Annotated in this window: 24 protein-coding genes; 13 read left to right on the plus strand and 11 right to left on the minus strand. The window is 71.9% G+C overall.

Annotated features, from left to right (window positions below):
- Window positions 1-1940 (minus strand): type I secretion system permease/ATPase (locus tag VQ02_RS23530; protein ID WP_083469400.1); only part of this gene is annotated, 1940 nt, incomplete at its 3' end.
- Window positions 1941-2402: 462 nt separating this feature from the next.
- Between VQ02_RS23530 and VQ02_RS23535 the strand changes: the two genes are divergently transcribed.
- From VQ02_RS23535 to VQ02_RS23570, 8 genes are all read left to right on the plus strand, one after another.
- Complete coding sequence (locus VQ02_RS23535; protein ID WP_048446660.1) at window positions 2403-3383, plus strand: NAD-dependent epimerase/dehydratase family protein; 981 nt, start codon at window positions 2403-2405, stop codon at window positions 3381-3383.
- Window positions 3380-4141, plus strand: a complete 762-nt coding sequence (locus VQ02_RS23540) for an SDR family oxidoreductase (protein WP_048446661.1) — start codon at window positions 3380-3382, stop codon at window positions 4139-4141. The genes VQ02_RS23535 and VQ02_RS23540 overlap by 4 nt, the downstream gene beginning before the upstream one ends.
- 9 nt (window positions 4142-4150) lie before the next feature.
- Window positions 4151-5641, plus strand: coding sequence for an FAD/NAD(P)-binding protein (locus VQ02_RS23545; protein WP_048446662.1), 1491 nt, complete (start codon window positions 4151-4153; stop codon window positions 5639-5641).
- 91 nt (window positions 5642-5732) lie between these two features.
- Window positions 5733-7334, plus strand: a complete 1602-nt coding sequence (locus tag VQ02_RS23550) for an ABC transporter substrate-binding protein (protein ID WP_048446678.1) — start codon at window positions 5733-5735, stop codon at window positions 7332-7334.
- Between the two features lie 17 nt (window positions 7335-7351).
- A complete protein-coding gene (locus VQ02_RS23555) occupies window positions 7352-8383 on the plus strand; it encodes an ABC transporter permease (protein WP_048446663.1) in 1032 nt (343 codons plus the stop codon).
- 4 nt (window positions 8384-8387) lie between these two features.
- Window positions 8388-9263 (plus strand): ABC transporter permease, encoded by an 876-nt coding sequence (locus VQ02_RS23560; RefSeq protein WP_048446664.1) that lies wholly within the window; start codon window positions 8388-8390, stop codon window positions 9261-9263.
- A complete protein-coding gene (gene nikE / locus VQ02_RS23565; RefSeq protein WP_157080780.1) occupies window positions 9263-10939 on the plus strand; it encodes a nickel ABC transporter ATP-binding protein NikE in 1677 nt (558 codons plus the stop codon). The genes VQ02_RS23560 and nikE overlap by 1 nt, the downstream gene beginning before the upstream one ends.
- Before the next feature lie 96 nt (window positions 10940-11035).
- Window positions 11036-11962 (plus strand): N-carbamoyl-D-amino-acid hydrolase, encoded by a 927-nt coding sequence (locus tag VQ02_RS23570; RefSeq protein ID WP_048446665.1) that lies wholly within the window; start codon window positions 11036-11038, stop codon window positions 11960-11962.
- A gap of 2 nt (window positions 11963-11964) precedes the next feature.
- On the opposite strand, the gene VQ02_RS23575 is transcribed toward VQ02_RS23570, so the two are convergent.
- From VQ02_RS23575 to VQ02_RS23585, 3 genes are all read right to left on the minus strand, one after another.
- On the minus strand, window positions 11965-12618 hold the full coding sequence (locus VQ02_RS23575; protein ID WP_048446666.1) for an aspartate/glutamate racemase family protein: 654 nt from the start codon (window positions 12616-12618) through the stop codon (window positions 11965-11967).
- Between the two features lie 66 nt (window positions 12619-12684).
- On the minus strand, window positions 12685-13089 hold the full coding sequence (locus VQ02_RS23580) for a type II toxin-antitoxin system HicB family antitoxin (RefSeq protein WP_048446667.1): 405 nt from the start codon (window positions 13087-13089) through the stop codon (window positions 12685-12687).
- A gap of 51 nt (window positions 13090-13140) precedes the next feature.
- A complete protein-coding gene (locus VQ02_RS23585) occupies window positions 13141-13329 on the minus strand; it encodes a type II toxin-antitoxin system HicA family toxin (protein ID WP_048446680.1) in 189 nt (62 codons plus the stop codon).
- A gap of 112 nt (window positions 13330-13441) precedes the next feature.
- Between VQ02_RS23585 and hydA the strand changes: the two genes are divergently transcribed.
- The 3 genes from hydA to VQ02_RS23600 all read left to right on the plus strand — a co-directional run bounded on the left by hydA (window position 13442) and on the right by VQ02_RS23600 (window position 17078).
- Complete coding sequence (gene hydA, locus VQ02_RS23590) at window positions 13442-14848, plus strand: dihydropyrimidinase (RefSeq protein ID WP_048446668.1); 1407 nt, start codon at window positions 13442-13444, stop codon at window positions 14846-14848.
- A 74-nt stretch (window positions 14849-14922) separates the two neighbouring features.
- Window positions 14923-15906: an SDR family oxidoreductase gene (locus tag VQ02_RS23595; protein WP_048446669.1), complete on the plus strand. Its 984-nt coding sequence runs from the start codon at window positions 14923-14925 to the stop codon at window positions 15904-15906.
- A gap of 218 nt (window positions 15907-16124) precedes the next feature.
- Window positions 16125-17078, plus strand: coding sequence for a histidine kinase dimerization/phosphoacceptor domain -containing protein (locus VQ02_RS23600; protein ID WP_425339923.1), 954 nt, complete (start codon window positions 16125-16127; stop codon window positions 17076-17078).
- 40 nt (window positions 17079-17118) lie between these two features.
- On the opposite strand, the gene VQ02_RS23605 is transcribed toward VQ02_RS23600, so the two are convergent.
- Window positions 17119-17517 carry an MAPEG family protein gene (locus VQ02_RS23605; RefSeq protein ID WP_048446670.1) on the minus strand — a complete coding sequence of 133 codons (399 nt, stop codon included), beginning with the start codon at window positions 17515-17517 and terminating at the stop codon, window positions 17119-17121.
- Window positions 17518-17615: 98 nt separating this feature from the next.
- Window positions 17616-17873: a catalase family protein gene (locus VQ02_RS39405; protein ID WP_048446671.1), complete on the minus strand. Its 258-nt coding sequence runs from the start codon at window positions 17871-17873 to the stop codon at window positions 17616-17618.
- 186 nt (window positions 17874-18059) lie between these two features.
- Here VQ02_RS39405 and VQ02_RS23615 point away from each other — a divergent pair, with 186 nt between their 5' ends.
- Both VQ02_RS23615 and VQ02_RS39825 read left to right on the plus strand, forming a co-directional pair.
- Window positions 18060-19229: a Gfo/Idh/MocA family protein gene (locus VQ02_RS23615; protein ID WP_048446672.1), complete on the plus strand. Its 1170-nt coding sequence runs from the start codon at window positions 18060-18062 to the stop codon at window positions 19227-19229.
- A gap of 220 nt (window positions 19230-19449) precedes the next feature.
- Window positions 19450-19575, plus strand: coding sequence for a hypothetical protein (locus VQ02_RS39825; RefSeq protein ID WP_280818962.1), 126 nt, complete (start codon window positions 19450-19452; stop codon window positions 19573-19575).
- Window positions 19576-19701: 126 nt separating this feature from the next.
- Here VQ02_RS39825 and VQ02_RS23620 read toward each other — a convergent pair whose 3' ends face one another.
- The 5 genes from VQ02_RS23620 to VQ02_RS23640 form a co-directional block, all read right to left on the minus strand.
- On the minus strand, window positions 19702-20154 hold the full coding sequence (locus tag VQ02_RS23620; RefSeq protein ID WP_048446673.1) for a MarR family winged helix-turn-helix transcriptional regulator: 453 nt from the start codon (window positions 20152-20154) through the stop codon (window positions 19702-19704).
- 482 nt (window positions 20155-20636) lie between these two features.
- Window positions 20637-20984 carry a hypothetical protein gene (locus VQ02_RS23625; RefSeq protein WP_048446674.1) on the minus strand — a complete coding sequence of 116 codons (348 nt, stop codon included), beginning with the start codon at window positions 20982-20984 and terminating at the stop codon, window positions 20637-20639.
- A gap of 74 nt (window positions 20985-21058) precedes the next feature.
- Window positions 21059-22336: a plasmid replication protein RepC gene (gene repC / locus VQ02_RS23630; protein WP_048446675.1), complete on the minus strand. Its 1278-nt coding sequence runs from the start codon at window positions 22334-22336 to the stop codon at window positions 21059-21061.
- A gap of 263 nt (window positions 22337-22599) precedes the next feature.
- Window positions 22600-23811, minus strand: a complete 1212-nt coding sequence (gene repA, locus VQ02_RS23635; RefSeq protein WP_048446676.1) for a plasmid partitioning protein RepA — start codon at window positions 23809-23811, stop codon at window positions 22600-22602.
- A gap of 277 nt (window positions 23812-24088) precedes the next feature.
- A complete protein-coding gene (locus tag VQ02_RS23640) occupies window positions 24089-25312 on the minus strand; it encodes a lytic murein transglycosylase (protein WP_048446677.1) in 1224 nt (407 codons plus the stop codon).
- Window positions 25313-25624: the final 312 nt, after the last annotated feature.

Consider the following 25624-nt stretch of genomic DNA (forward strand, 5'->3'; position numbering starts at 1 on the left):
GCCTCGTCCAGGATCAGGATGCGCGGGTTGGTGGCCAGCGCCCGGGCGATCGCCAGCCGCTGGCGCTGCCCGCCCGAGAGGTTGGCGCCGCGCTCCTCGATCGGGGTGTCGTAGCCGAGCGGCAGCCGGTTGATGAACTCGTCGGCGCCGGCCAGCCGCGCCACCTGCATCACCTGGGCCCGCGACAGGCCCGGGTTGGCGAGCGCGATGTTCTCGAACACCGTCTTGTTGAACAAGAGGTTCTCCTGCAGCACGACGCCGATCTGGCGCCGCAGCCAGGCCGGGTCGACCTGGGCGATGTCGACGCCGTCGACCAGCACCTGGCCCTTCTCGGGCACGTAGAGGCGCTGCAGCAGCTTGGTGAAGGTCGACTTGCCTGAGCCCGACGGGCCGACGATGCCGATGACCTGGCCGGCCGGGATGTCGAGGCTGACGTCCTTGAGCACCTCCGGCGTGCCGGGCTGGTAGCGGAACGACACGCCGCGCACCGTGACCTGGCCCTTGGCCGGCGGCAGGTGGGCTTGCGCCAGCGCGCGGGTCTCGGGCGGGCAGTTGAGCACGTCGCCAAGCCGCTCGAGCGACACCTTGACCTGCTGGAAGTCCTGCCAGAGCTGTGACAGGCGCAGGATCGGGGCGGTGACCTGGCCCATGATCATGTTGAAGGCGATCAGGCTGCCGACGGTCAGCTCGCCGTTCATCACCGCGTAGGCGCCGAAGAACAGCACCAGCGCGGTGGTGACCTTGGAGATGTACTGGATCGCGTTCTGGCCGATGCTGGCGACCAGGCCGGCCACGAACGAGGTCTTGACGTAGGCGGCGAGCCGCTCCTCCCACTGGCTCTTGAGGGTCGGCTCGACGGCGAGCGCCTTGACGGTGTGGATGCCGACCACCGACTCGATCAGGAACTGGCTCGACAGGGCCGAGCGGTTGAAGCGCTCGAGCGTCTTGTCGCGCAGGATCGGGCGCAGCAGCACCGCCACCAGGATGTAGCAGGGGATCGACAGGGTGACGATCAGCGCCAGAAGCGGCGAGTAGAAGTACAGGATGGCGAGGAACAGCAGGGTGAAGGGAACGTCGATCGCCGAGGTCAGCGCCTGGCCGGTGAGGAAGTTGCGCACCGTCTCGAGCTCGCGCACGCGGGCGACGGTCTGGCCGGCGGGCCTGGTCTCGAAGTAGCCGAGCGGCAGGCGCATCAGGTGGTCGAACAGGCGCGCGCCGAGCTCGACGTCGATGCGGCTGGCGGTGTGGGTGAGGATGTAGCCGCGCAGGTACTGCAGCACGACGTGGAACAGGCCCAGCACCACGAGGCCGACGGCGACGAGAGTCAGGGTGGAGTAGCCGCGGTGGACCAGGACCTTGTCGATGGTGATCTGGAAGAAGATTGGGGTGACGAGGGCGCAGATCTGGATGAAGAACGAGGCGACCAGCACCGTGGTGAGGGGCTTGCGGTAGCGCCAGACGGAGGGGACGAACCAGGTCAGGCCGAAATGGTGGAGGGCGGTCTGGAGGTTGGCGCGGCGCGCGATGAGCACGATGGTGCCGGTCCATCGCGGGAGGAAGGCCTCGGCGTCGACGTGCTCGGCGGTGCGGGCGGCGGGATCGATGATGCGCAGCTTGCCGTCGTCGAAGCGGCGGCCGAGGACGACGAAGCGCCCCTCCTCGACCTCGAGGATGGCCGGGAGGGGGATGCTATCGAGGCGGGCGGGGTTCTGGTTCTGGAGCAGGCGTCCCTTGAGGCCGAGGCGGCGGGCGCCGCGCACGATGTCGAGGGCGCTCATCGCGGCTTGGCCGAGACCGAGGTCGTGGCGGACCTGTGCCGGCTCGCACGGGATCTGGTGGAACGAGGCGACGAGGGCGAGCGCGCCGAGGCCTGAATCGGGCCGCGCCGCCGGCAGCTCCGCCGCGCCGGGGCCGGCCTGGGCGGCCGCGTCTTGCACCATGTCCCGTCCCCCCAACTCCGCGGCGCGGCACTGACTATACCGGTTCACGCCGCGCTTTGCCTACTGACACACAGGTGTACACGAGAACACGCGCGCTCGTGACCAGCTTAGATCAGCCCGGGGCGGCGAGCGTCCCGAACCGCTCTGGACCCGAAAATGTTTCACGCCGGTGCTTTAGAGAAAAGTCCGCGCCGGAGCGAGTGATGTTTTGATGACAGTCGGACGACGACGCGGATCACCCTGTGTCGCGGCGCCCTCGACTGGTCACGCGGGAGGTGGGCGATTCGCCGGCCTGGCCCTCCCGCGCGCCGGACCTCTGTCCGCGGAATCGGGCGTTTGTCGGGCGCCATCCGCCGCCGGCCCGCTTCCTGCATCGCCCCGGGCCAACGCATCACGAGGGCAGCGCGTGCCGGCACTTCCACGTCGCGACGAATCGTCGGAACCGGCGCCGGGGCGGGTGGCATGAGCGTCGTCATCCTGGGAGGCGCCGGGTTCGTCGGGCTGAACCTCGCCCGCGCCTTCCTCGGCCGGGGCGCCGCGGTGCGGCTCCTCGACCGAGCACCGCCCCCGCCGCCTCTCCTGCGGGCGCTCGCCGCCCCGCCGGGCGCCCTCGACGTCGTCGTCGGCGACGTCACCGACCCGGCCTGCCTCGCCGCCGCGGTGCGGCCGGGCACCGACGCGGTGGTGATCGGCGCGGCCATCACGGCGGACGCCGCACGGGAGGCTGCGGATCCGGGCCCGATCCTCGCGGTGAATCTCACCGCCTTGGTGCCGATTCTCGAGGCCTGCCGCCGGGCCGGGGTGCGCCGGGTAGTGAACCTGTCCTCGGCGGCCGCCTACGGCGCGGCGGCCGCCGACGCCCTGTCCGAGGAGCTGCCGGCGCAGCCCGAGAGCCTCTACGCCGTCACCAAGTTCGCGTCCGAGCGGGTGCTGGCGCGGCTCTGCGGCCCCTGGGGCCTCGACGGGGTGAGCGTGCGCCTGAGCGCGGTGTTCGGACCGTTCGAGCGCGATACGGGCCTGCGCGACACCCTGAGCCCGCAGGCGCAGATCTGGGCCGCCCGGGAGGCCGGCATCCCGGCCCTGCTGCCGCGGCCGGGCTGGCGCGACTGGCTCTACGCCCCCGACGCCGCCGAGGCGGTGGCGCGGCTCGTCGCCGCGGAGCGCCTGAGCCATCGGCTCTACAACGTGTCGAGCCCCGCCGCCTGGCCGGTCCTGGCCTGGGGCGAGCGGCTGGCGGAAGCACGGGCGCGGCCGGGCTTCGTCTGTCGCCTGGCCGGGCCGGGCGAGACGCCGACCATCTCGCTGCACGGCGGGTCCGATCGGCCGCCGCTCGCGACGGCGCGGCTGCGCGACGAGATCGGCTGGGAGGCAGCGCACGGCCTCGAGGCCTCGGCCGACGCCTTCCTGGCCTGGCAGGACCGGTTGCGGGAGGAGGGAGCGTGAGGCTCGACGGCAAGGTCGCGGTGGTGACGGGCGGCGGCTCGGGGATCGGCGCCGCGACGGCGCGGCTCTTCTCCGAGGCCGGCGCCCGGGTGGCGGTGATCGACCGCGATCGCCCGGCGGCGGACGCGGTGGCGGCGGAGATCGCGGCGGCGGGCGGCGGCGCCCTCGCCCGCGCCTCCGACGTCGGCGACCCGGCGTCGGTTGCGGCCGATGCCGCCGCGGTCGCGGCGGCGTTCGGCGGCATCGACGTCCTGGTGACGGCGGCCGGGTTCTCCGTCGGCGGCACCGTCGAGACCACCGACCCGGCGGACTGGGACGCGGTCTTCCGCGCGCATGTCGGCGGCACCTGGCTCTGGGCCCGGGCCGCGGTGCCGATGATGCGGGCGCGGGGCGGCGGCGCCATCGTCACGGTGGCCTCGCAGCTGGCGCTGGCCGGCGGGCGGGGCAACAGCGCCTACATCGCCGCCAAGGGAGCGGTGCTCAGCCTCACCCGCACCATGGCGCTCGACTTCGCGCCCGACCGCATCCGGGTCAACGCGGTGGTGCCGGGGGCGATCGAGACCCCGCTCCTCGCCCGCAGCTTCGGACGCGCCGCCGATCCGGACGCGGCCCGCGCCGCCTCCGCGGCCCGCCACGCGATGAAGCGCCTTGGACAGCCGGACGAGGTCGCCCGGGCCGTCCTCTACCTCGCCAGCGACGCCGCCTCCTTCACCACCGGCGCCGCCCTGCCGGTGGAGGGCGGCTGGCTCGCCGCCTGACGGTCCGCCATGCCCCTCGATGCCCTGCTCGCCCGCGTCCGCGACGAGATCGCCCGCACGGCCCATCCCCGCGCGCCCTGGCTCGTCCCGCGCACCGGCCCGGACGGCAGGCCTGCCCACGACGTGATCGTGGTCGGGGCCGGCCAGTCCGGCCTCGCCATCGCCTTCGGGCTGATGCGGGCGCAGGTGACCAACATCCTGGTGCTCGACCGGGCCCCGGCGGGCCGGGAGGGGCCGTGGCTCACCTATGCCCGCATGCGCACCCTGCGCAGCCCGAAGGACTTCACCGGGCCCGACCTCGGCTTGCCGGCCCTGACCTACCAGTCCTGGCACGAGGCCCGCTACGGCGCGCAGAGCTGGAACACCCTCGACCTGATCCCCCGGGAGGACTGGGCCGCCTACCTCGCCTTCGTGCGCGAGGCGACGGGCGTGCCGGTCGAGAACGGGGTCGCGGTGACCCGCATCGCGCCCTCCGGAGGATTTTCCGACGAAGCGGATGCCGGTTCGTCGAAGACAATGCGGCAAGATCAAAAACCTGGAGCATGGCCCGATGGCAACGCGATCGGGCCATGCTCCAGCGGCCTCCTCGCCGTGACGGCGGCGGACGGCACCGTGCGGCATGCCCGCAAGGTGGTGCTCGCCACCGGCCAGGAGGGCGCCGGGCGCTGGGCCCTGCCCGAGGCGCTGACGGACCTGCCTGCCGACCGGGTCGCCCGCACCGACGACCCGATCGACTTCGCGGCCCTGGCGGGCCGAAGCGTCGCGGTGATCGGCGCCGGCGCCTCGGCCTTCGACAACGCCGCCACGGCTTTGGAAGCCGGCGCCGCCGAGGTCACCCTGCTCTGCCGGCGGGCGGAGGCGCAGGTGGTGCAGCTCTACCGCTGGCTCACCTTCGCGGGCTTCCTGCGCCATCTCGGCGACCTCGACGATGCCTGGCGCTGGCGCTTCATGAGCGCCGTGATGGGCCTGCGCGAGGGTTTTCCGCAGGCGACCTGGGACCGTTGCGCCCGGCACCCGAACTTCCGCTTCCTGCCCGGCGCCCCCGTCACGGCCGCGCGGATGGCGGACGGCGCGGTCGTCCTCGAGACCCCGCGGGGCCGGATCGCCGCCGATCGCGTCATCGCCGCCACCGGCATCGCGGTCGACTACGCCGCGCGGCCCGAATTGCTGGCGTTTGCCCACAACATCGCCACATGGGGCGACCGCTACGCCCCGCCGCCCGAGGAGCGCGACCCGCGCCTCGCCGCCTATCCGTATCTCGGCGACGACTACGCCTTCACCGAGCGCGAGCCCGGCCTGACGCCGTGGATCCGGGACATCCACCTGTTCGGCATCGCCTCGACGGTGAGCCACGGCCCCTCCGGCTCGTCGATCAACGCCATGACCACCGCGGTGCCGCGCCTCGTCTCGGGTCTCACCCGCGGGCTGTTCGTCGCCGACCTCGACCGGCACTGGGCCGACTTCCGGGCCTACGACGTGAAGCAGGCGGTGCTGCGCTGAACGACCCTGGAAAGGCTCTTGCTGGAACGGCCCTTGCAAGACGCCCGGCCGACCAGGGATGCAGGAAGGGACCGGCGTGACGAAGACCAGCATGCGGACGGGCGGCCTCGCGGGTGCTCTCATCGTCGCGCTCGCCTTGGGCGCGGCACCGGCCCGGGCCCAGAGCCGGGCCGAGACCCTGCGCTACGTCACGGGCGCGGCCGTCAACACCCTCGACCCGACGATGCCGGGCACGACCCGCGAGGCCTTCGCGATCAGCCTCAGCACTTACGACCGCCTCGTCACCTTCGGGCGCAAGAAGCTCGGCGACAACTGGGTGTTCGACCTCGACTCGGTCCGCGGCGAGCTCGCCGAGCGCTACGAAGTCAGCCCCGACGGCCTCACCCTCACCTTCTTCCTGCGCAAGGACGCCAAGTTCCAGGACGGCACCCCGGTCACCGCCGAGGACGTGAAGTGGTCCCTCGACCGCGCCGTCTCGGCGAAGTCGCTGGCCGGGCCGCAGCTCCTCACCGGCTCGCTGACGAGCCCCGACCAGTTCACGGTGGTCGATCCCCACACCTTCAAGGTGACGCTGCCGAAGCCCGACCGGCTGGCGCTGCCGAACCTCGCCACCGTCTATGCCATCGTCATCAACTCCAAGGTCGCCAAGGCCCACGCCACGCCCGAGGATCCCTGGGCGCAAGGGTGGCTCAAGGACCACGCCATCGGCAGCGGCGCCTACAGCGTCGACGTGTTCAAGCCCGGCGAGCAGGTGGTGCTGAAGCGCAACGCCGACTGGACCGGCGCGGCGCCGGACAAGCCGGCCGGCTTCAAGCGCATCATCGCCCAGACCATCCCCGACCCGGCCACCCGCGCCAACCTGGTCGAGAAGGGCGACGCCGACATCGTCATCGACCTCCAGGCCAACGACGCCCAGGCGCTCCAGGGACGCGGCAAGCTCAAGGTGATCGCCACGCCGCAATTCAACGCGGTGACGCTGATCTCCTTCAACACGAAGATGCCGCCCTTCGACAAGGCGGAGGTGCGCCAGGCGCTCGCCTACGCCCTGCCCTACGACGCGATGTTCAAGGCCGCCCTGTTCGGCCGCGGCAAGCCGCTCTTCGGGGCGAGCTGGGGCGAGGGTGATCCCCAGCCCGTCTTCCCCGTGGCCCAGCCGGTGACCCTCGATCTGCCGAAGGCCAAGGCGCTGCTCGCCAAGGCCGGGCTGCCGGACGGGTTCTCGACCACCTTCAGCTTCAATGTCGGCCAAGCCGCCACCGCCGAGCCGATGGCGGCGCTGATCCGCGAGTCGCTGGAGAAGATCGGCGTCAAGATCGAGATCCAGAAGCTGCCCGACGCGCAGATGTCGACCCAGATCAGCGAGAAGAAGCTGCCGTTCTTCACCGAGGGCATCGTCGCCTGGCTGCCCTCGCCGGACTATTTCTACCGCAACTTCTACACCGGCAACCAGCGCTGGAACTACAGCTCGATCGACGACCCCGAGATCACCGAGCTCGCCGCCAAGGCCCGGTTCGAGCGCGATCCGGCCAAGTACGACGACGAGGCCCGGGCGCTGAACAAGCGCCACCTCGCCCTGATGCCGCAGATCCCGGTCTGGCAGCCGAACCAGGACGCCGTGATGGCCCAGTCCGTCGAGGGCTACACCTACCAGTTCCACCGCCAGGTCGATTACCGCGACCTGTCGCGCAAGTAGCGGACGAAGGAGCCGAGATGGCCTCCGCCAGCGGCATCGCCCGGCGCACCGGGCGGCGCTTCCTGTCCTCGCTGCCGGCGCTGCTCGGCGTGCTGGTCTTCACCTTCCTGCTGATGCGGGTCCTGCCCGGCGACCCGGCGGTGTTCTTCGCCTCCGGGCCCAATGCCGGCAAGGCGGAGATCGAGGAGATCCGCCGCCAGATGGGGCTCGACAAGCCGGTGCCGGAGCAGCTGGTGCGCTACCTCGGCGACGTGGCCCGCGGCCAGCTCGGCCGCTCGATGACCACCGGCCAGCCGGTGCTGACGGATCTGCGCCAGCGCCTGCCGGCCTCGCTCGAACTGACCCTGACGGCGCTTCTCATCGCGCTCCTGCTGGCGATCCCGCTCGGGATCGCGGCGGCGCTCCGGCCGGGCTCGGTGGTCGATCACGCCGTGCGCTTCCTCTGCGCGCTCGGGGTCTGCGTGCCGACCTTCGTGTCGGGGCTGCTGCTGATCTACGTCTTCTACTACCTGCTCGGCATCGCCCCCGATCCCACCGGCCGCGTCGACGTGTTCGCGGCGAGCCCGCCGGACATCACCGGCTTCCTGCTGGTCGACTTCCTGCTCGTCGGCGACGTCGAGGGCTGGCGCGCCGCGGCCGGCCAGCTCGTGCTGCCGGCGCTCACCATGGCCTTGTTCGTGCTCGCGCCGCTCGCCCGCATCACCCGCGCCGCGATGCTGAGCGTGCTCGGCAGCGACTTCATCCGCACCGCCCGCTCGCTGGGCCTGCCGCGCCGGCGGGTGATCGTGACCTATGCCCTGCGCAACGCGATCCTGCCGGGGCTTACCATCGCGGGCATCGTGTTCTCCACCATGCTCGGGGCCAACGTGCTGGTGGAGAAGGTGTTTTCCTGGCCGGGCGTCGCCTCCTACGCCCTCGACGCGCTGCTCGCCTCGGACTACGCGCCAGTCCAGGGCTTCGTGCTCCTGATGGCGAGCCTGTTCGTCGTCGTGAACCTCACGGTCGACGTGCTCTACGGCCTCGCCGACCCGCGCGTCTCGATCGAGTAGGCCGATGAACGCCGTCTCTCCCACCCTCGCCCCGCCGCCGAGCACCCTGCGGCACGCAGGCCACGTCCTGCGCGAGAACCCGCTCACGGCGGTCGCCGCCGCCGGCGCGACGCTGCTCTGCCTCGTCGCGCTTCTCAGCCCCTGGCTCACGCCCTACGACCCAGTCGCCTCCGACGTCACCGTGGCCCTGCAGCCGCCGAGCGCCGCCCACTGGGCCGGCACGGACCAGCTCGGCCGCGACGTCCTGAGCCGGATCATCGCGGCGACACGGCTCGATCTCGCCATCGCGCTCTCGGCGGTGAGCCTCTCCTTCGCGCTGGGCGCCGTGATCGGGGGGGTGAGCGGCTACGCCGGCGGCCGGCTCGACCGGGTGGTCGGGCGCCTCGTCGACGTGCTGATGGCCTTCCCGCTCTTCGTGCTGGCGATGGCGCTGGTGGCGGCCCTCGGCAACCGGGTCGAGAATATCGTCGTCGCGACGGCCATCATCAACCTGCCGTTCTACATCCGCTTCGCCCGGGCCGAGGTGAACGTGCGGCGCGACGCCGGCTACGTCGAGGCGGCACGGGCCGGCGGCGAGGGTCACCTCGCGGTGGTGCTGCGCTTCCTCCTGCCGAACGTCCTGCCCGCCATGGCGGTGCAGATCTCGCTCAATCTCGGCTGGGCGATCCTCAACGCGGCGGGCCTCTCCTTCATCGGCCTCGGCGTGCGTCCGCCGACCCCGGAATGGGGGATTCTCGTCGCGGAGGGCGCGCGCTTCATCACCACCGGCAAGTGGTGGCTCGTCGCCTTCCCGGGCCTCGCCCTGATGCTGGCGGTACTGTGCTTCAACCTGCTCGGCGACGGCCTGCGCGACATCCTCGATCCCCGGATGCGGACCTGATGCAGCCCTCCTCCCCGGTGATCGAGCCGCTTCTCGCGATCGAGGACCTCAGGGTCACCTTCGCCACGCGCCGCGGTCCGGTCGAGGCCCTGCGCGGCGTCAGCCTCGCGGTCGCCCCCGGCGAGAGCCTGGGCCTCGTCGGCGAATCGGGCTCGGGCAAGTCGGTCACCGCCTTCGCGGCGGCCCGCCTCCTCGACCGGGCCGGGCGCATCGTCGGCGGCCGGGTGCGCTTCCGCGGCCAGGACGTGACCCGGCTCTCGGCCGCGGACCTGCGGGCGGCGCACGGCTCCGCCATCGGCATGATCTTCCAGAACCCGCGGGCCGCCCTCAACCCGATCCGCACCGTTGGCCGGCAGCTCGCCGACGTGCTGGTGGCGGGCGGGCTGCCCAGGGGCCAGGCGCGCGAGCGGGCGCTCGAGAGCCTGGAGGCGGTGCGCATCCGCGACGCCGCGCGCCGCCTCGACGCCTACCCGCACGAATTGTCGGGCGGCATGTGCCAGCGGGTGATGATCGCGCTGGCGCTGGCCTGCCGCCCGGCGCTGCTGATCGCCGACGAGCCGACCACCGGGCTCGACGTCACGACCCAGAAGGCCGTGATGGACCTCGTCGCCCGGCTCACCGCCGAGCGCGGCATGGCGATGATCCTGATCACCCACGACCTCGGCCTCGCCGCGCAATATTGCAGCCGCATCGCCGTGATGGAGGCCGGCCGCCTGGTCGAGGAAGGCGAGCCGGGCGCGCTGTTCTCCGCGCCCGGCCACCCCTACACCCGGCGCCTCGTCGCCGCCTCGCCGACGCCGACATCGACCCTGGCCGACCTGGTGCCGGAGGGCACCCGCCCGCCCGCCGCGGCGCGGCCGGCATCTCCCCCCGGCACCCCGGCGCTCCTCGAGGTGCAGGGCTTAGGCAAGCGCTTCGGCGGCGCGATGGCGGTGGAGGACGTCTCCTTCAGCTTACGGGCGGGCGAGAGCCTCGGCCTCGTCGGCGAATCGGGCTCGGGCAAGAGCACCACCTCGCGGATGATCTGCCGGCTCCTCGATTCCAGTGCCGGGCAGATCCTGTTCGACGGCCAGCCGATCGGCACGACTCCCGCCCGCGACTTCCACCGCTCGCCCCACCGGCGCGCGATCCAGATCGTCTTCCAGGACCCGACCGACAGCCTCAACCCGCGCTTCTCCGCCTTCGACAGCATCGCCCATCCGGTGAGACGCCTGACCCCGCTCCGGGGCGAGGCCCTGCGCCTGCGGGTCCTCGAGAGCGCCGAGCGGGCGGGCCTGCCCGCCGCCCTCCTCGACCGGTTCCCGCACCAGCTCTCCGGCGGCCAGAAGGCCCGCATCGGCATCGCCCGGGCGATCGCGGTGCGCCCGCGCCTCCTCGTCCTCGACGAGCCGACAGCGGCTCTCGACGTCTCGGTCCAGGCCGGGGTCCTGCGCCTCCTCGACGACCTGCGCCGGGAGGACGGCCTCGCCTTCCTGTTCGTGAGCCACGACCTCAACGTCGTGCGGATGATGTGCGAGCGCACCCTCGTGCTTCAGGGCGGGCGCGTGATCGAGGAGGGCGCCAGCCGCGACCTCTTCCAGGCGCCCCGCACCGCCTACACGCGGGACTTGCTGGCGGCGATCCCGCATTTCCGGCCGGGCTCGGCGCGGGGCCTGGCGGCGGAGCCGGCGGCGTGAGCCCAAGCTCCGGTCGTGCGCGTCCCTCCTCTCCCCGCGGGCGCGGAGAGGAGGGACGCGCGTTCTGCAACCCGGTTTGATTCTTAGGACATTCCCATGCGCGTGATCCGTACCGCCGCCGCCCAGCTCGGGCCGATCCAGAAGGCCGAGGACCGGGAGAGCGTCGTCGCCCGGATGATCGCCCTGATGGACGAGGCCAAGCGCCAGGAGGCGGACCTGATCGTCTTTCCGGAGCTGGCGCTCACCACCTTCTTCCCGCGCTGGTACCACGAGGACCGGGCCGAGGCGGACCAGTGGTTCGAGCGCGAGATGCCCGGCCCGGAGACCGCACCGCTCTTCGCCCGGGCGCGGGCGCACCGCATGGCGATGTCCTTCGGCTACGCCGAGCTGACCCCGGAGGGCCGGCACTTCAACACCTCGATCCTGGTCGGCCGCGACGGCCGCATCGTCGGCAAGTACCGCAAGGTCCACCTGCCCGGCCACGACGAGTACGACCCGGAGCGCACCCACCAGCACCTGGAGAAGCGCTACTTCGAGCCGGGCGATCTCGGCTTCCCGGTCTGGCGGATGCTGGGCGGCATTCTCGGCATGTGCATCTGCAACGACCGCCGCTGGCCCGAGACCTACCGGGTGATGGGCCTGCAGGGCGTCGAGATGGTGGTGCTCGGCTTCAACACGCCCTCGGTGAACTCGCAGCGCAATGCGGAAGGGATCGAGCAGCGGCTGTTTCACCACCGCCTGTCGGTCCAGGCCGGCGCCTACCAGAACGCCACCTGGGTGGTGGCGGTCGCCAAGGCCGGCGACGAGGATGGCCACCACCTCACCGGCGGCACCCTCATCGTCGATCCGAACGGTCACATCGTGGCGGAGCTGCCGGGCGAGGCCGACGGGGTGATCGTCCACGCTTGCGACCTCGACGAGACCCGCTTCGGCAAGGAGACGATCTTCGACTTCGCCCGCCACCGCCGGATCGAGCATTACGGCCGCATCACCGCCCAGACCGGCGCGGTGCTGCCCGACTGATGTCAGGCGACCGCCACGAGGCCGAGCGCCATCGCCACCGCGGCCTGGGTCGGGTCGATGACCGGGATGCCGAGCTCCTGCTCCAGGCCGCGCCGATGGGCCGCCATGCCGGCGCAGCCCATCACGATGGCGCCCGCGCCGTCGCGGTCGCGCAGGTCGCGGCCGACGGCGATCATCCGGGCGAGCGTGTCCGGGCCGCTCGCCGTCTCGGCCACCGACATCTCGAGCGCCCGCTCGCCGGCGAGGCGCTCGCTCACCCCCATCTGGCGCAGGGCCCGCAGGTGGCGCGGGATCGAGCGCGTGCGCACCGCGATGACGCCGAAACGGTCGGCTCGGGCGAGCGCCGTGAGCACGCCGCACTCGGCGATGCCGAGGACCGGCCGGTCCGTCGCCTCGCGGCAGACGTGCAGGCCGGGATCGGAGTAGCAGGCGATGACGTATGCGTCCGCCGCCTCGCGCAGCACGAGGTCGCGCAGCGGCAGCGCCACCCGCTCGACGTCGGCCTGCGATTCGATGCCGAACGGCCCCTCCGCCAGGGTGCGGCACGCGAGGACGATGCCCGGGCGGGCGAGCGGGGCGAGCGCCTCTTCGAGCCCGCGCGTGACGGCATCGTTCGAGTTCGGGTTGATGACGAGGATGCGCCGCTCGGCCGCCATATCGGTCTCCTGGTGTGTCAGGCCTTCAGGCTAGCAAGTTTCAGGCGAGACCCCCGTTGCGGCCCGTCACGGTTCGGCTGCGGCGAGGAGGGCCGCTTCGATGAAGGAGGCGCGGGACATGCCCCGGGCCTCAGCCGCCGCGTCGGTCAGACGCAGGACCGTCGCATCGATCATCAGGTCGACGCGCACCCGCGCGGCCGGCACCGGACGCGGCGCGATGACCTGGACCAGGCTGCCATCCAGCATCTCCCTGGCTTCGGGATCAGCCGACAGCTCGGCCAGGCTGCGTGCAGGGGGCACCGGATCGCCGTCGGCGCGCAGGGCGGCGAGATGGCCGGACAAAGCCTCGCGCCCGCCCTCGATGGCGGCCTCGAAGGTCTCTCCGGACGAGACGCAGCCCGGCAGGTCGGGGAAGGTGACGCCCCATTCCGAGCCGTTCTCGGGAGGATGCAGGAATGCGATGTAATGCATGACACTGTCCTTGGCCGGCAGGATCGGCGGGGCGTCTCAGGTGGTTCGAAGTCAGGTGCTCTGAAGGCCTGCCGCCGTCCGAATGGATTTCACCGTCTTGGGATGCATGTCCTTCTTGGGATGCGGGACCGTGACCTTGCCCGGCTTCGTCGGATGCTTGAAGTGGCGGTGGCTGCCGGTCGTGGAATGCCAGAACCAGCCGTCCCGCTCCAGTTCGCCGATCAGATCCCTGGAATCCATCGGCATCCCCGCGCTGTCCGCGAAGCGCGAGAATGACACGGCTGGGCAGCCTCCCGGAAGGCCTCTGGCCGCCCGCCCCTACCCCCTTCCCTAGAACCAGAGCGTGACGCGTATGTCCGACCCAAGCGACCCGAACCAGCCCGCCTTCGACACCGTGATCCGCGGCGGCACCGTCGCCACGGCGAGCGACGTGTTCTCCGCCGATATCGGCATCCGCGACGGCCGGGTGGCGGCTCTCGGCCTCGGTCTCGCCCCGGGCCGGCGCGAGATCGACGCGACGGACAAGCTCGTGCTGCCGGGCGGGGTCGACAGCCACGCCCATATCGAGCAGCTCTCGGCCTCGGGGCTGATGAACGCCGATACCTGGGAGAGCGCCACCCGCTCGGCGGCGCTCGGCGGCACCACCAGCGTCATCGCCTTCGCGGCCCAGCACGTCGGCATGGATCTGGCCCAGGTGGTCGAGGACTATGCGGCGCTGGCCGCCCAGGGCGCGGTGATCGACTACGCCTTCCACCTCATCATCGCGGACGCGACCGAGAAGGCCCTGCGCCAAGACATCCCGGCCCTGGTGCGGGCCGGGCACACCTCGCTCAAGGCGTTCATGACCTACGACCGCCTGCGCCTCGCCGACGAGGCGCTGCTCGACCTGATGGCGGCCGCCAAGGAGGCCGGCGCCCTGGTCTGCGTCCACGCCGAGAACCACGGGCTGATCGCCTTCGCCAGCCGGCAGCTGCTGAAGGCGGGCAAGACGGCGCCGAAGTACCACGCCGCGAGCCACCCGCGCCTGTCGGAATCGGAGGCGTTCGAGCGGGTGGTGCGGTTCTCGCAGTTCCTCGACCAGCCGGTGATGATCTTCCACGTCTCCACCGAGGAGGGCGCCGCGATCCTGCGCCGGGCCCGCGGCGAGGGCGCCAAGGTCTACGCCGAGACCTGCCCGCAATACCTCTTTCTCACCGAAGCCGACCTCGACCGACCGGGCCTTGAGGGCGCGAAGTGGATGTGCTCGCCGCCCCTGCGCGAGGCCCGCGACCAGGAGGCCCTGTGGCGCGCCCTCGATCTCGGCGACCTCCAGACCGTCTCCTCGGACCACGCGCCCTACCGCTACGACGAGACCGGCAAGCTCAAGGCCGGACCGGGGGCGACCTTCAAGGAGATCGCCAACGGGATGCCGGGCCTGCAGATGCGCCTGCCGCTCCTGTTCGACGCGATGGTGTCGGGCGGGCGCCTCGGGGTGCGCAAGTTCGTGGAGCTGACCGCGACGGCGCCGGCCCGGATCTACGGCCTGACCCGCAAGGGCTCGGTGGCGGTGGGGATGGATGCCGACCTCTGCGTCTGGGATCCTTCGAGGCGCGTGACGCTCTCCGATGCCATGGTGGAGGACCGCACCGGCTTCACGCCCTATGCCGGCCGCACGGTGACCGGCTGGCCCGAGACGGTCCTGTGCCGCGGCCGGGTGATCGTCGCGGGCGGCACCGTGACGGCCGAGGCCGGCAGCGGCGCGCCGATCCGGCGGGGCTGAGCGCGCGGAACATCGCGCGGGTCTTCCGGTTGCGCCCGGGTGAAGAATACTTCCCCCTGGCATGGAGACCCGGCATGACCGACCTGCGCAGCGCCGTCGTGGTGCTCACCGGCGCCTCGAGCGGCATCGGCCGTGCCGCCGCCCTGGCCTTCGCCCGCCGCGGCGCCCGGCTCGTGCTGGCGGCGCGCCGCCGCGACGCCCTGGAGGATGTGGCCGAGGCGTGCCGGCGCCTCGGCGGAGAGGCCGTCGTCGTGCCCACGGACGTGACCGACCCGGAGGCGGTGCAGGCCCTGGCGCAGGCGGCCGAGCGCGCCTTCGGCGGCATCGACGTCTGGATCAACAATGCCGGGACCGGGGTGTTCGGCCCGTACCAGAACGCGCCCCTCGACCTCCACCGCCTCACGGTCGCCGTGAACCTGCTCGGCGGCATGTACGGTGCCTACGCGGCGCTGCCGACCTTCCTGCGCCAGGGGCACGGCACGCTCATCACCAACATCTCGCTCGGCGGCTGGGCGCCGGCACCGTTCGCGGCGGCCTACACGGCGAGCAAGTTCGGCCTGCGCGGCTTCACCGCCGCCTTGCGGCAGGAGCTGCGCCGGCACCGGCGCATCCACGTCTGCTCGGTCTTCCCGGCCATGATCGACACGCCCGGGCTCGATCACGGCGCCAACGTGTCGGGCAAGCGCATCGATGCCGGCCCGCTCGTCTACGCGCCGGAGGACGTGGCCGAGACCTTCGTGCACGTCGCCCGGCACCCGCACGACGAGGTCGCGGTGGGCTGGCCGGCCCGGGCCGCGCAGGCGGCCTACGCCCTCGCGCCGGGCCCGACCGAGCACCTGATGGGCATCGCGATCCACCGAGCCCTCGACCGGGCCGGGCCCGCGCCGGTGACGCACGGGGCGCTGCGGGCTCCCCTCGACGACGCGCGGCACGTGAGCGGCGGCTGGCGCGACCGCCACGGCGTGCCCTCCGCCCGGCGCCTCAGCGCCGGGCTCGGCCTCGCCCTCGGCGCCGGCGCGCTGCTCCTCGCCGCCACCGCGGCGGCCAGATCCAGGTGAGCACGATCCGGTCACGCCCAACCCTGCGGGGCTGAACCGCGCCCGCGCCACGCTTCATGGACCGGACGGGGCGAATCAGATTAGGGTTCGTCCTCAGTCGAGGAGTTTCCGTCCTGTCAACTATCGAACCGACTGCCCCTACGTCGCAACGCAGCCGGTTCTGGACCATCGTTCAGGCGACCGAGCGCCTGCGCGCGCAGGCCCTGCTCGGCGACCTGGTGGCGTTCGGCGCCACCGTTGCCGCCCTGGCGTTGCGCCTGGCCGTCGACGACGTACTGCCGCCGGGCTTTCCCTACCTGACGTTCTTTCCGGCGGTCATCCTCACCACGTTCTTCTGCGGCCTGCGCCCGGGCATCACCTGCGCGGTCCTGAGCGGGCTTTCCGCCTGGTACTTCTTCCTGCCGCCGAGCCAGACCTTCGTCCTGACGGCGCAGTCCGCCCTGGCGCTGGCCTTCTACGTCTTCATCGTCGGGGTCGACATCGCCCTGATCCACATCATGCACATGGCGAGCGCGCGGCTGCGGCAGGAGCGCGCCGTCACGGCGGGGCTCTACGAGCAGCAGCGCACCATGTTCCAGGAGCTGCAGCACCGGGTGGCGAACAACATGCAGTTCGTCGCCGCGCTCCTGACCCTCCAGAAGCGCCGGGCCGGCGCCGACCCGCAGGCCGCCCTCGCGGCCCTCGACGAGGCGCGGGTGCGCCTGGAGACGATCTCGCGCATCCACCGCCGGCTCTACGACCCGGACCGCATCAACCTGCCGATCGGGCAGTACCTGCAGGAACTCTGCTCGGACCTCCTCGACGCCACCGGGGCCCGCAACATCGTCTGCCTCGTCGACGTGCCGCCGGTGCGCTTCGACCTGACCCGGCTGACAACCCTGTCGCTGCTGGTGGTCGAGGTGGTGACGAACGCCCTCAAGCACGCCTTCCCGGACGGGGCCCGCGGCACGATCACGATCCGGCTGGAGACGGCCGCGCCGGAGCGGATGGTCCTCACCATCGCCGACGACGGCCGGGGCATCCCGGCCGACTTCAACCCCGAGACGAGCCGCAGCCTCGGCCTGCGCATCGCGCAGGGCCTCGCGGCGCAGCTCGACGGCACCCTGACCTATGCGGGCGGGACCGGGACGAGGGTGACGCTGGATTTCGCCGCGCCGGTCCCGGCGGCCTGAGCCTCCCGACCCGCCCCGGGATCGAGGCCGCCTCACACCCTCAGGCGAGGCGCAGCAGCAGCGCCGCTGCTGCGACGATCAGGACCGCGAAGGTCGCCAGGATGCCGCCACCCCGGCAGGCGTACTGGCGCGGGGAGTTCGCCGGCGCGGTCATGCCGAACGGGTGGAGCACCCGGCCGACCAGCAGCACGATCAGCAGGCCGTGCACCAGGGCGCGGCTCGCGCCGTGGGCCTCGAGCAGGCCGACGAGCAGCAGGATGAACGGCACGTACTCGGCGAAGTTGGCCTGGGAACGGGCGCGCCGCATCAGGACGTCGTCGCCGCCGTCGCCGTGCAGCACGTTGGCGGAGAGCCGCCGGGCCATCACCCAGCCGGAGAGGCCGGCGAACAGGAGGGCCAGCACGGCGCCGTAGGACGCGGTCAGGGACGGAAACACCATGGCGAGCTCCCTCGTCGTCGGCCGGCGAGCCCGGACAGGCCGGCCGGCTCGTGGATCGGGCAGCCGTTGTGCTCGGCCCGGAAGCCGGCCGAGCGCGGTTAGACGGCGCGGCGTGCCCGCATCACCGAGCCGAGGGGCCGGTGCGCCGCGATCCCGTGCCAGGGACTGAAGGCGAGGCCGTCGTCGCGGGCGCGGACCTTGGCCTCGCTCCAGCTCTCCTGCGGCGGCACGGTGATCCGGCCGACCGCGACGTAGGGGCTCAGGTCCTCGGGCCAGAGCGTCGAGGCGTCCTCGACCGCCTCCTCGTCCGGCAGCACGATCTCCAGGGACGGATCGAAGGGGATCGGTGACGGCATCGGGCCTCGCTCCGCTCGAACGACGTCGGGAACGCCGCTGCGTCAGCGGCAACGGGTCCGGCCCGATCGTGTTCCGCGCGATCGTCTCGCGCTCGATGCGAGGGCCGGCGGCGCGACGCTACGGAACCGCCGGGCACCCGCGCGCTTGGTGGCGCAAGCCTGCCCGCCAGTTGAGGAAACCGTTCCATGAGCATCACCGGCAGCATCGCCGGAGCCCTCGGCCTGACCCCGGCTCGCAAGGTTCGCTACGCCTTCGTCGGCTTAGGCGACATCGCCCAGGAGGCGATGCTGCCGGGCGTCGCCCATACGGGCAATTCCGAGGTCGCGGCTCTCGTGACCGGCGACCCGGAGAAGGCCAGGGCGCTCGGCGCGCGCTACGGTGTGTCCGCCACCTACGCCTACGAGCAGTTCGGCGCGCTGCTGCGCTCCGGCACCGTCGACGCGCTCTACCTGGCGACGCCGAACTGGCGCCACGCCGAGTTCGCGGTCCCGGCCCTGCAGGCAGGAATCCACGTCCTGGTCGAGAAGCCGCTCGAGGTCTCGCTGGTCCAGTCCCGGGCGATCCTGGACGCCGCCCGGGCCTCGCGCGCCAGGCTGATGGTGGCCTACCGCCTGCACTTCGAGCCGGCGACGCTCGCGACCCTCGACCTCGTGCGCTCCGGGCAGCTCGGCGAGATCCTGGCCTTCACCTCGACCTTCACCCAGATGGTCTCGCCCGACAACCACCGGGCGCGGAGCGGCGTCGCCGCGGGACCGGTCTTCGACATGGGCCCCTACCCCGTCAACGCCGCCCGCGCGGTGTTCGGTGCGGAGCCGACCGAGGTGGTCTCGGCGCTCGGCCTGCGCCACCCGGAAGCCGGCCTCGGCGACCTCGACGACACCGTGGCGGTGACCCTGCGCTTCCCCGGCAGCCGGCTGGCGCAGTTCGTCCTGTCCTACGTCGGCAACACCCTCGACACCTACACGGTGGTCGGCACGAAGGGCAGCGTCACGGTCAATCCGGGCTACATGTACGGCAAGCCGCTCGAGCAGTTCACCATCCTGGGCGAGGAACGCGGCCACGCGCGGTTCAAGAATACCGACCATTTCGGCGGTGAGCTGAAGTACTTCTCCGACTGCATCCTGGCCGAGCGGGACCCCGAGCCGGACGGCGAGGAGGGCTACGCCGACGTGCGGGTGCTCGACGGCATCGTGCGGGCGCTCGAGACCGGTGGATCAGTGACGCTGGAGCCGTTCGCCCGGAGCCGGCGGATCGACACGGAGGCCCAGGAACAGACCCTCCCGGCCGTCGCCTCGCCCCCGCTCGTCGCCGCGTCGAACCCCGGGCGGGGCAAGGATCGGGTTCCGAAGAACTGACGTCCACGGCATCCGCCGCGGCGGCGGGGTCTGGGAACGATATTCTTTCCCATCAGGCAGGAACGACGAGTTTGTTCTCCGGGGTGCCGGCGATTTGGGAGCCGCGTTCATTGACCGTCCGGCACCGCGGCGATTGAATGCTCAGGCGGATCGAGGCCCTCCGGGTCCCGGTCCCGGATCTCGCGGGCCCCGCTCGCCCCTCGCCGAGGAGCTTCTTCCCATGCCCGCCACCGCCAAGGCCCGCACCCTGATCGACCGCAGCCGCTATCTCGCGTGGAACGCCCTGACGATCCTCGTCTTCCTGGTCCTGACCACCTACGTGGCGCGGGCGGGCTCTCCGGTTTGATGGTGGGCACGAGGGCGGCCCGGGAGCATTTCCTGACGCCCGGGATCGGATCGGCATCGTCGACCTATCCCGGAGCCGCGCAGCGGAGCATCTGAACTCACCGAAGGAGCGGGCGGCCGCGCGCCCTCACTCCTCGCCGCGTCGCGCCAAGCCGAGCGATTCCTCCAGCACCTCCAGCAGCCGGTCGAAATCCCGCCGCTGCGCCTCGCTCAGGCCGGACAGGAGTTTGGCCTCCCGTTCGAGCAGGATCGGCACCAGCTCGGCGTAGGTGGCGCGCCCCTGCGTGGTGAGCTGCAGCATGATCTCGCGCCGGTCGTCGCCGCTCTCCTGCCGCTCGAGGAGGCCGAGTTCGATCAGGTGGCTCACGGCGCGGCTGATCCGCGACTTGTGCGTGCGGGTGCAGCGCACGACGTAGGCCGCGCTGCGCGGGCCCTCGTGCTGCCCCAGCGTCGCCAGGACCCGCCATTCCGGGATGTCGATGCCGAAACGGGCGTAGTCCGCCGCGAGTGCGTTGCTGAACTCGGTGGCGAGCCGGTTGAGCCGGAACGGCGCGAAGCTGAGCAGGTTCAGGCGATCCATCGGCTCCCGGTGCGCTCCGTGGCGGTTCCGTTCGCATCACTTCGCATAAAGTTGCAACTGCAACAAGCAGAGAGGAACGAGCATCGTCGTGTCGGCTCGGATCGTAGGGCGCGACCCGCATGCTGGTCCGGTCGTGGGCGACGACGCCGTTCTGGTGATCGACGCCCGCGCCACATGGCCGGTAAACTGCCGCGGCGCGCCGGCACCGGGCCGGTCGGCCACACCTGCTGTGCGATCCGCGCTGGTACGGCGGACCGTGCGGATGGAGGCGGTTACTGAAACTTATCCAGCGCGCGCCTGAACTCCTCGAACGTCTCGCTTGGTGCGGGTGGTGACGATGTGGGCAGGACAAGTCGTGCCCTTTCCTCATCCGATGGAAAGCAGCCGTCACATGCCTCGACGACCCAGCTTTCTTGGCGACGCGACACCCGGATCCCCGTGCTTCCCTGACCTTTGATGTGGATCGGGAAGTCCAACACACCTCATAGGTCCACACTAGCATCGACAAAATGGAGAAATTTATCGCTGTTCAAGATCAGTTCCGGGACCAGCTCGTTCGAGTTCACCCGGGCGATGATCGTCATGCACAGTTCTTGTCGGCAGTCGACTTCGACGCGCAGGAACAGCAGCCCGTATTGACGCCAGAGATCGCCGTCGATGATCCTGGCTGCGCCGATAGCCGCGTCGGCATCTCCTGATCGCATGTCCTGCAGCAGACCGGCAACACGCGCCTGCAGCTCGCTCGGCACCGGATCCTTGATCGTCAGACCGGCGCTCGCAGTCGAGACCGGGCTTCCCGCTGCCAACACCAATGCGACGGCGAGAATCAACCTTCGACATGCTGCCATCATCTCTCCCAACCTCCGTGCCGTGCCGATTCGAGCGCGAGACACGCTTGCCGCCATCATGAATGGCCGCGAGCCGGTGTGAACCGCGGATGCGGCGCCGAACCGGTGGCCTGCCCCGCGGTGCTGGCTCTGCCCAATTCCGAGCCCGCCTTCGCCCGCCACAGCGCCATCACCATCGGCCATGTCGAGAATTGCCCTGCCCGCGCCTTCCCGGCGAGGTCGCGCAGATAAGCTCCCGGCGCGACGATTGCCGGTCCCCGCTGCAGGATCGCCGCGACCACAACCGCCGCCTGCTCCTCCCCCATCGCGTCGACCGCCGTATTCCAGACCGGCGGGGCGATGCCGAGGCATCCCCGCGCCACGACCGCTGCGCCGAGGAAGTCTCGCCAGTTGCCGATTCCGTGGCGGGCGTAGGCCGCGATGTCGGGGCAGGCTTCGAGCACCAGCCGCAGCGGCAAGGCCCGCGTCGCTGGCACTACCGTGTCCAGCTCAGGCACTGCGACCTCCTCCCGCTCTCCCCGCCGACCCTGTTCAAGATTCTGTAAAGACTCAGGTTTAGAACTCTGATGGTGGCAGCCGGTCTGGGACTCACTGGCGTCCGTTTCTGGCGATTCGACCGATTCCGCCAGGCACTTATCCACCGCGGCGCGGAGATCCCGCAGTCCCGCGGCGATCTCCGCTAGGACGGCGTTGCCGGTCGAGCGCGGCGGCATCGCCCCGGTGTCCTGGAGCCGGGCCGCGAGGGCGTCCCACGCTCCCGGCAGCCCCGCCTCGCACGCGAAGGCGACAGTCTTGGCGATGTCCCGCCGCAGCAGCGAGATCTCCTCGCGCAGGAGCGCCCTCGCCTTCGCGGCGGCCCGCACCTCCGCGGCCAGGGCCTCGAATTCCGCGGCCCGCGCCACCAGCGGCGACAGGTCGAAGCCGAAGGCCTGGTCGATCTCTCCGCCCTCGCCCCGCCGGGCGTAGCGCTTGCCGTTCGGGCTGTCGCGCCGGATCACCAGGCCCGCCTCGACGAGCTGGGTCAGCGCACGCCTGAGCGTCGTCGGCGACGGCCCGTGGGCGCGCACCGACAGCTCGCGGTTCGACGGAAAAACTACGAGGTCGCGGCCCGGCGTCAGGGCGGTGTCGGGATGGAAGGTGAGGAGCGCCGAGAGCACCGCGAGCGCCCGGTCCCCGATGCCGAGCTGCGCCTTGGCCTCGGTCAGGTTGCGGAACGTGCGCCATTTGTGGCTGGCGGCTTCCTCCGGGCAGGCCTTCGCCGCCGCCTGCGCCGCCATCATGGCGAGCGACAACGGCCGCCGCCCGAAGGGCGTCGTCGGTTGGGTCTGGGACATGGCTGTGCCTGTCGTCAGGCAACAGAAAAGGGTTCGCCGAATCGGCGCCACGCTTGACAGATTGTGCCGGATTTGATTCTCTCAGGCTGCCAGGCACTAAGAGAAGGGCTTCCGGGGCGACGCTTCGGGGGCCTTTTTCTTTTGCCGGATCGATCCTTTCTGGGTCCGAGGTGAGATGATCCGCCGGAAGGCGGGGTTGCTAGACGCCGCGCGGGGCGGCGCTCATCCGGGGACAGGTCCCCGGGATGACGGAAGCGGCGGGCTCACGCGGCGTCCCTGCCCCAGGCCCGCGCGATCTCGCCGGCGATCTCGGCGTTCACCGCGTCGAGGGCCTCGACGGCCCGGTCGTAGGCCTGGCGGGTGAGGGATTCGCGGCCAGCCTCGTACAGGGTCCGGCCGGCGGCCCCGGCCTCCGCGATCGCGGAGGCGAGCGGCACAGCGTGCGTCATCACCTGCTCGCCGAACAGCGCCCGCAGCAGTCCGACGATCTGGGTCTGTGGCCCGTCGTTCGGCTCGTAGCGGGTGACGAGGTAGCGCAGGAAGTCGTGCCGCAGGTCGCCGCCGGCCTCCCGCACGGCCCCGAGCAGGTCGGCGGTCATCCGCAGCGATCCGGCCATCCCGGCGAGGTCGAGCATCTGCGGCTGAACCGTCACCAGGAGGCCGGTGGCGGCGCAGAGCGCTCCGAGGGTCAGCACGCCGAGCTGCGGCGCGCAGTCGACCACCACCACGTCGTAGCGATCGGACACGCCCGCCAGCGCCTCGGCGACCCGGCCGACCGCGCCTTCTGGCATCGAGGCGGAGAGCGGCGCGCCGTGCTCGCAGGCCATCAGCTCGATGTGGCCCGGCACCAGGTCGAGGCCGGGGAAGAAGGTCGGGCGCACGATCGCGGCGAGCGGACGCTCGGCCCCGTCGCGCCGCACCGCCCCGTAGAGCGTCTGGCTCACCCCGACGTCGAGGTCCGGCCGGCAGCCGAACAGGGCCGAGAGCGCCGCCTGCGGATCGAGGTCGACGGCGAGCACCCGGTAGCCCTGCAGCGCCAGGTACTGCGCCAGATGCGCCGCCGTGGTGGTCTTGGCCGAGCGGCCCTTGACGTTGGTGACGGCGATGACCTGCAGGTGCTCGCCGGCCCGGCGGTGGCGCAGGTAGCCCGGCCGCGTCCGCGCCAGGCGCCGGCGCACGTCGTTGATCTGCCCGAGGGTGAAGAGCCGCCGGCCGGCCGGGCCCTTCTCGGGCTCAAGCTCCTCGTCCGAGAGGATCAGCTGGCGCAGATAGGCGTCGGTGATGCCGATCAGCCGCGCTGCTTCGCCGGTCGGGAAGCGCCGCAGCTGCTTCTCCGCGACCGGCGGTCCCAGGCGCTCGCGGACATGCGCGAGCTGGCGCGTCAGGGCGTCGGCATGGGCCGCGATCACGGCGTCGAACGACGCCGGGGACGGTCGCTTCCGCCCGGCGATTCGACTTTCGGCAGCCTTCGACATCTACGCTCGCGAGCCTCATCTCAGCACGTAGGCGTAGTTTGGCCGGCGCGGCCGACGGAGAGTCAAGCGTTAAGCCCGGGGCCGCCGGATTCAGGAGTCGACAACCTTTTCTCCACAGGAGTCAGGCGCTTCGCGCCGATCGTGGTGGTGCCGAGTCTCCGAATCGTGCGTTGCAGCCGAATCCCTCCGCAGCGCCCGCGGCCGGTTCCGTCCGGGGGCGCGGGCCGAGCCCGGACGGACACCGGCCGCGTTCGCATTCATGCCGAGCCACCAAGGATCATTGTTCGGCCCGCAGGCGATCCAGCAGGGCCGCGTCGGCGTAGCCGTCCGGCACCAGCCCGGCGGCCTCCTGCCAGGCCCGGACCGCCGCCCGGGTGCGCGGGCCGATCCGCCCGTCGACCCCGCCGGCCGGATGGCCCTTCGCCTCGAGGGCGGACTGGATCTCCCGGCGCTCCGCAAGGCTGAGCGGCCGGTCCCCCCGGGGCCAGTCCTGCAAGAAACCGGGCTCGCCCCGCAGCCGGTCGGAGAGGTGCGCCACCGCCAGCGCGTAGGAGAAGGCCGCGTTGTAGCCGAGCAGCGCCTGGAAGTTCGGCCGCAGGAGAAAGGCAGGTCCCCGGGCGCCGGCGGGCAGGACCAGGCGGGCGGTGTCGGCATCCGCTCCGATCTCCCGCGGTCCGGCCGGCCGCACGCCGAGGGCACGCCACGCCGAGAGCGGCCGGACCGTCGTCTCGTCGGCGAGCCGGTAGTCGAAGCCCGCCGGCAGCGCCACCTCCCCGCCCCAGCTCTCGCCGGGGCGCCACCCGAGGGTGCGCAGGTACCGCGCCGTCGAGGCGAGGGCGTCCGGCGCCGAGGTCCAGATGTCGGACCGGCCGTCGCCGTCGAAGTCGATCCCGTGGCGGAGATACGTCGTCGGCATGAACTGGGTGTGGCCCATCGCGCCGGCCCAGGACCCGGTCAGGCGCTCGAGGGTGGTGCGACCGAGATCGAGGATCCGCAGGGCCGCCACCAGCTCCTCGGTCCAGGTGGCGACCCGTGGCCCGCCGGCGCAGGCCAGGGTGGCCAGCGAGCGCAGGACCGGCCGCACCTTGCGCGGATCATCGAGGACGGCGCCGTAGCCCGATTCGATGCCCCAGATCGCCACCAGCACGTGCCGGTCGACGCCGTGAGCCGTCTCGATCGCCGGCAGGCTCGCTTCCGCCGCGAGCTTCGCCCGGCCATCCGCGACCACCTCGTCCCGCACCGCCGCGTCGAGATAAGCCCAGACCGGCTTCTCGAACTCCGCCTGACGCTGCGTCGCCGCCAGCACGTCCGGATCGGCGGTGAGACCCGTCAGCCGCGCCTCCGCGAGCGCCGGCGTCACGCCCTGCTCCCGTGCCCGGGCGGTCAGGCCGGGCAGGCATTCGACGAGGGACGGCGCCTCGGGCGAAGGGGCTGCCGGCGGATCCTGCGCCAGGGCGGCCGGCGCCGCGAACAGCCACAGGAGCGCGATCGGCACTCGCATGAACCAGCCTCCTCGTGAGTTGCCCGGGCAGCTTGCGGGCGGGGACGTCCGGGTCAACCCTCGATGGCCGCAACTTCCGTGGGGCTCGCGGCCGGTCGTCCCGCGTGCGACCGGACAGGGCCGCCCGCCGACGACGTCGGGCAGGGACTTGAATCCCGTTTCGCACCCACCACATCCCGTCAGCCGGCGGGAGTTCGCTGCTGCTGGCTCCTCACATCGACGGGGGTCATCACCGCGGGCTCTCACCGGGTTCCGCGGTCGGCAGTCGGTTCGGCCGCAGGCCCGGCAGGATCGGGCGAGTTGACAGGCGAG

Source organism: Methylobacterium variabile (assembly GCF_001043975.1).
Classification (GTDB): Bacteria; Pseudomonadota; Alphaproteobacteria; order Rhizobiales; family Beijerinckiaceae; genus Methylobacterium; species Methylobacterium variabile.

What these genes read in the sequence shown, in the direction of transcription:
- VQ02_RS23535 (WP_048446660.1), top strand. Translation starts at nt 2,403, where the DNA reads ATGAGCGTCGTCATCCTGGGAGGCGCCGGGTTCGTCGGGCTGAACCTC.
- VQ02_RS23545 (WP_048446662.1), top strand. Translation starts at nt 4,151, where the DNA reads ATGCCCCTCGATGCCCTGCTCGCCCGCGTCCGCGACGAGATCGCCCGC.
- VQ02_RS23550 (WP_048446678.1), top strand. Translation starts at nt 5,733, where the DNA reads ATGCGGACGGGCGGCCTCGCGGGTGCTCTCATCGTCGCGCTCGCCTTG.
- VQ02_RS23555 (WP_048446663.1), top strand. Translation starts at nt 7,352, where the DNA reads ATGGCCTCCGCCAGCGGCATCGCCCGGCGCACCGGGCGGCGCTTCCTG.
- VQ02_RS23560 (WP_048446664.1), top strand. Translation starts at nt 8,388, where the DNA reads ATGAACGCCGTCTCTCCCACCCTCGCCCCGCCGCCGAGCACCCTGCGG.
- nikE (WP_157080780.1), top strand. Translation starts at nt 9,263, where the DNA reads ATGCAGCCCTCCTCCCCGGTGATCGAGCCGCTTCTCGCGATCGAGGAC.
- VQ02_RS23570 (WP_048446665.1), top strand. Translation starts at nt 11,036, where the DNA reads ATGCGCGTGATCCGTACCGCCGCCGCCCAGCTCGGGCCGATCCAGAAG.
- VQ02_RS23575 (WP_048446666.1), bottom strand. Translation starts at nt 12,618, where the DNA reads ATGGCGGCCGAGCGGCGCATCCTCGTCATCAACCCGAACTCGAACGAT.
- VQ02_RS23580 (WP_048446667.1), bottom strand. Translation starts at nt 13,089, where the DNA reads ATGCATTACATCGCATTCCTGCATCCTCCCGAGAACGGCTCGGAATGG.
- VQ02_RS23585 (WP_048446680.1), bottom strand. Translation starts at nt 13,329, where the DNA reads ATGGATTCCAGGGATCTGATCGGCGAACTGGAGCGGGACGGCTGGTTC.
- hydA (WP_048446668.1), top strand. Translation starts at nt 13,442, where the DNA reads ATGTCCGACCCAAGCGACCCGAACCAGCCCGCCTTCGACACCGTGATC.
- VQ02_RS23595 (WP_048446669.1), top strand. Translation starts at nt 14,923, where the DNA reads ATGACCGACCTGCGCAGCGCCGTCGTGGTGCTCACCGGCGCCTCGAGC.
- VQ02_RS23605 (WP_048446670.1), bottom strand. Translation starts at nt 17,517, where the DNA reads ATGGTGTTTCCGTCCCTGACCGCGTCCTACGGCGCCGTGCTGGCCCTC.
- VQ02_RS39405 (WP_048446671.1), bottom strand. Translation starts at nt 17,873, where the DNA reads ATGCCGTCACCGATCCCCTTCGATCCGTCCCTGGAGATCGTGCTGCCG.
- VQ02_RS23615 (WP_048446672.1), top strand. Translation starts at nt 18,060, where the DNA reads ATGAGCATCACCGGCAGCATCGCCGGAGCCCTCGGCCTGACCCCGGCT.
- VQ02_RS39825 (WP_280818962.1), top strand. Translation starts at nt 19,450, where the DNA reads ATGCCCGCCACCGCCAAGGCCCGCACCCTGATCGACCGCAGCCGCTAT.
- VQ02_RS23620 (WP_048446673.1), bottom strand. Translation starts at nt 20,154, where the DNA reads ATGGATCGCCTGAACCTGCTCAGCTTCGCGCCGTTCCGGCTCAACCGG.
- repC (WP_048446675.1), bottom strand. Translation starts at nt 22,336, where the DNA reads ATGTCCCAGACCCAACCGACGACGCCCTTCGGGCGGCGGCCGTTGTCG.
- repA (WP_048446676.1), bottom strand. Translation starts at nt 23,811, where the DNA reads ATGTCGAAGGCTGCCGAAAGTCGAATCGCCGGGCGGAAGCGACCGTCC.
- VQ02_RS23640 (WP_048446677.1), bottom strand. Translation starts at nt 25,312, where the DNA reads ATGCGAGTGCCGATCGCGCTCCTGTGGCTGTTCGCGGCGCCGGCCGCC.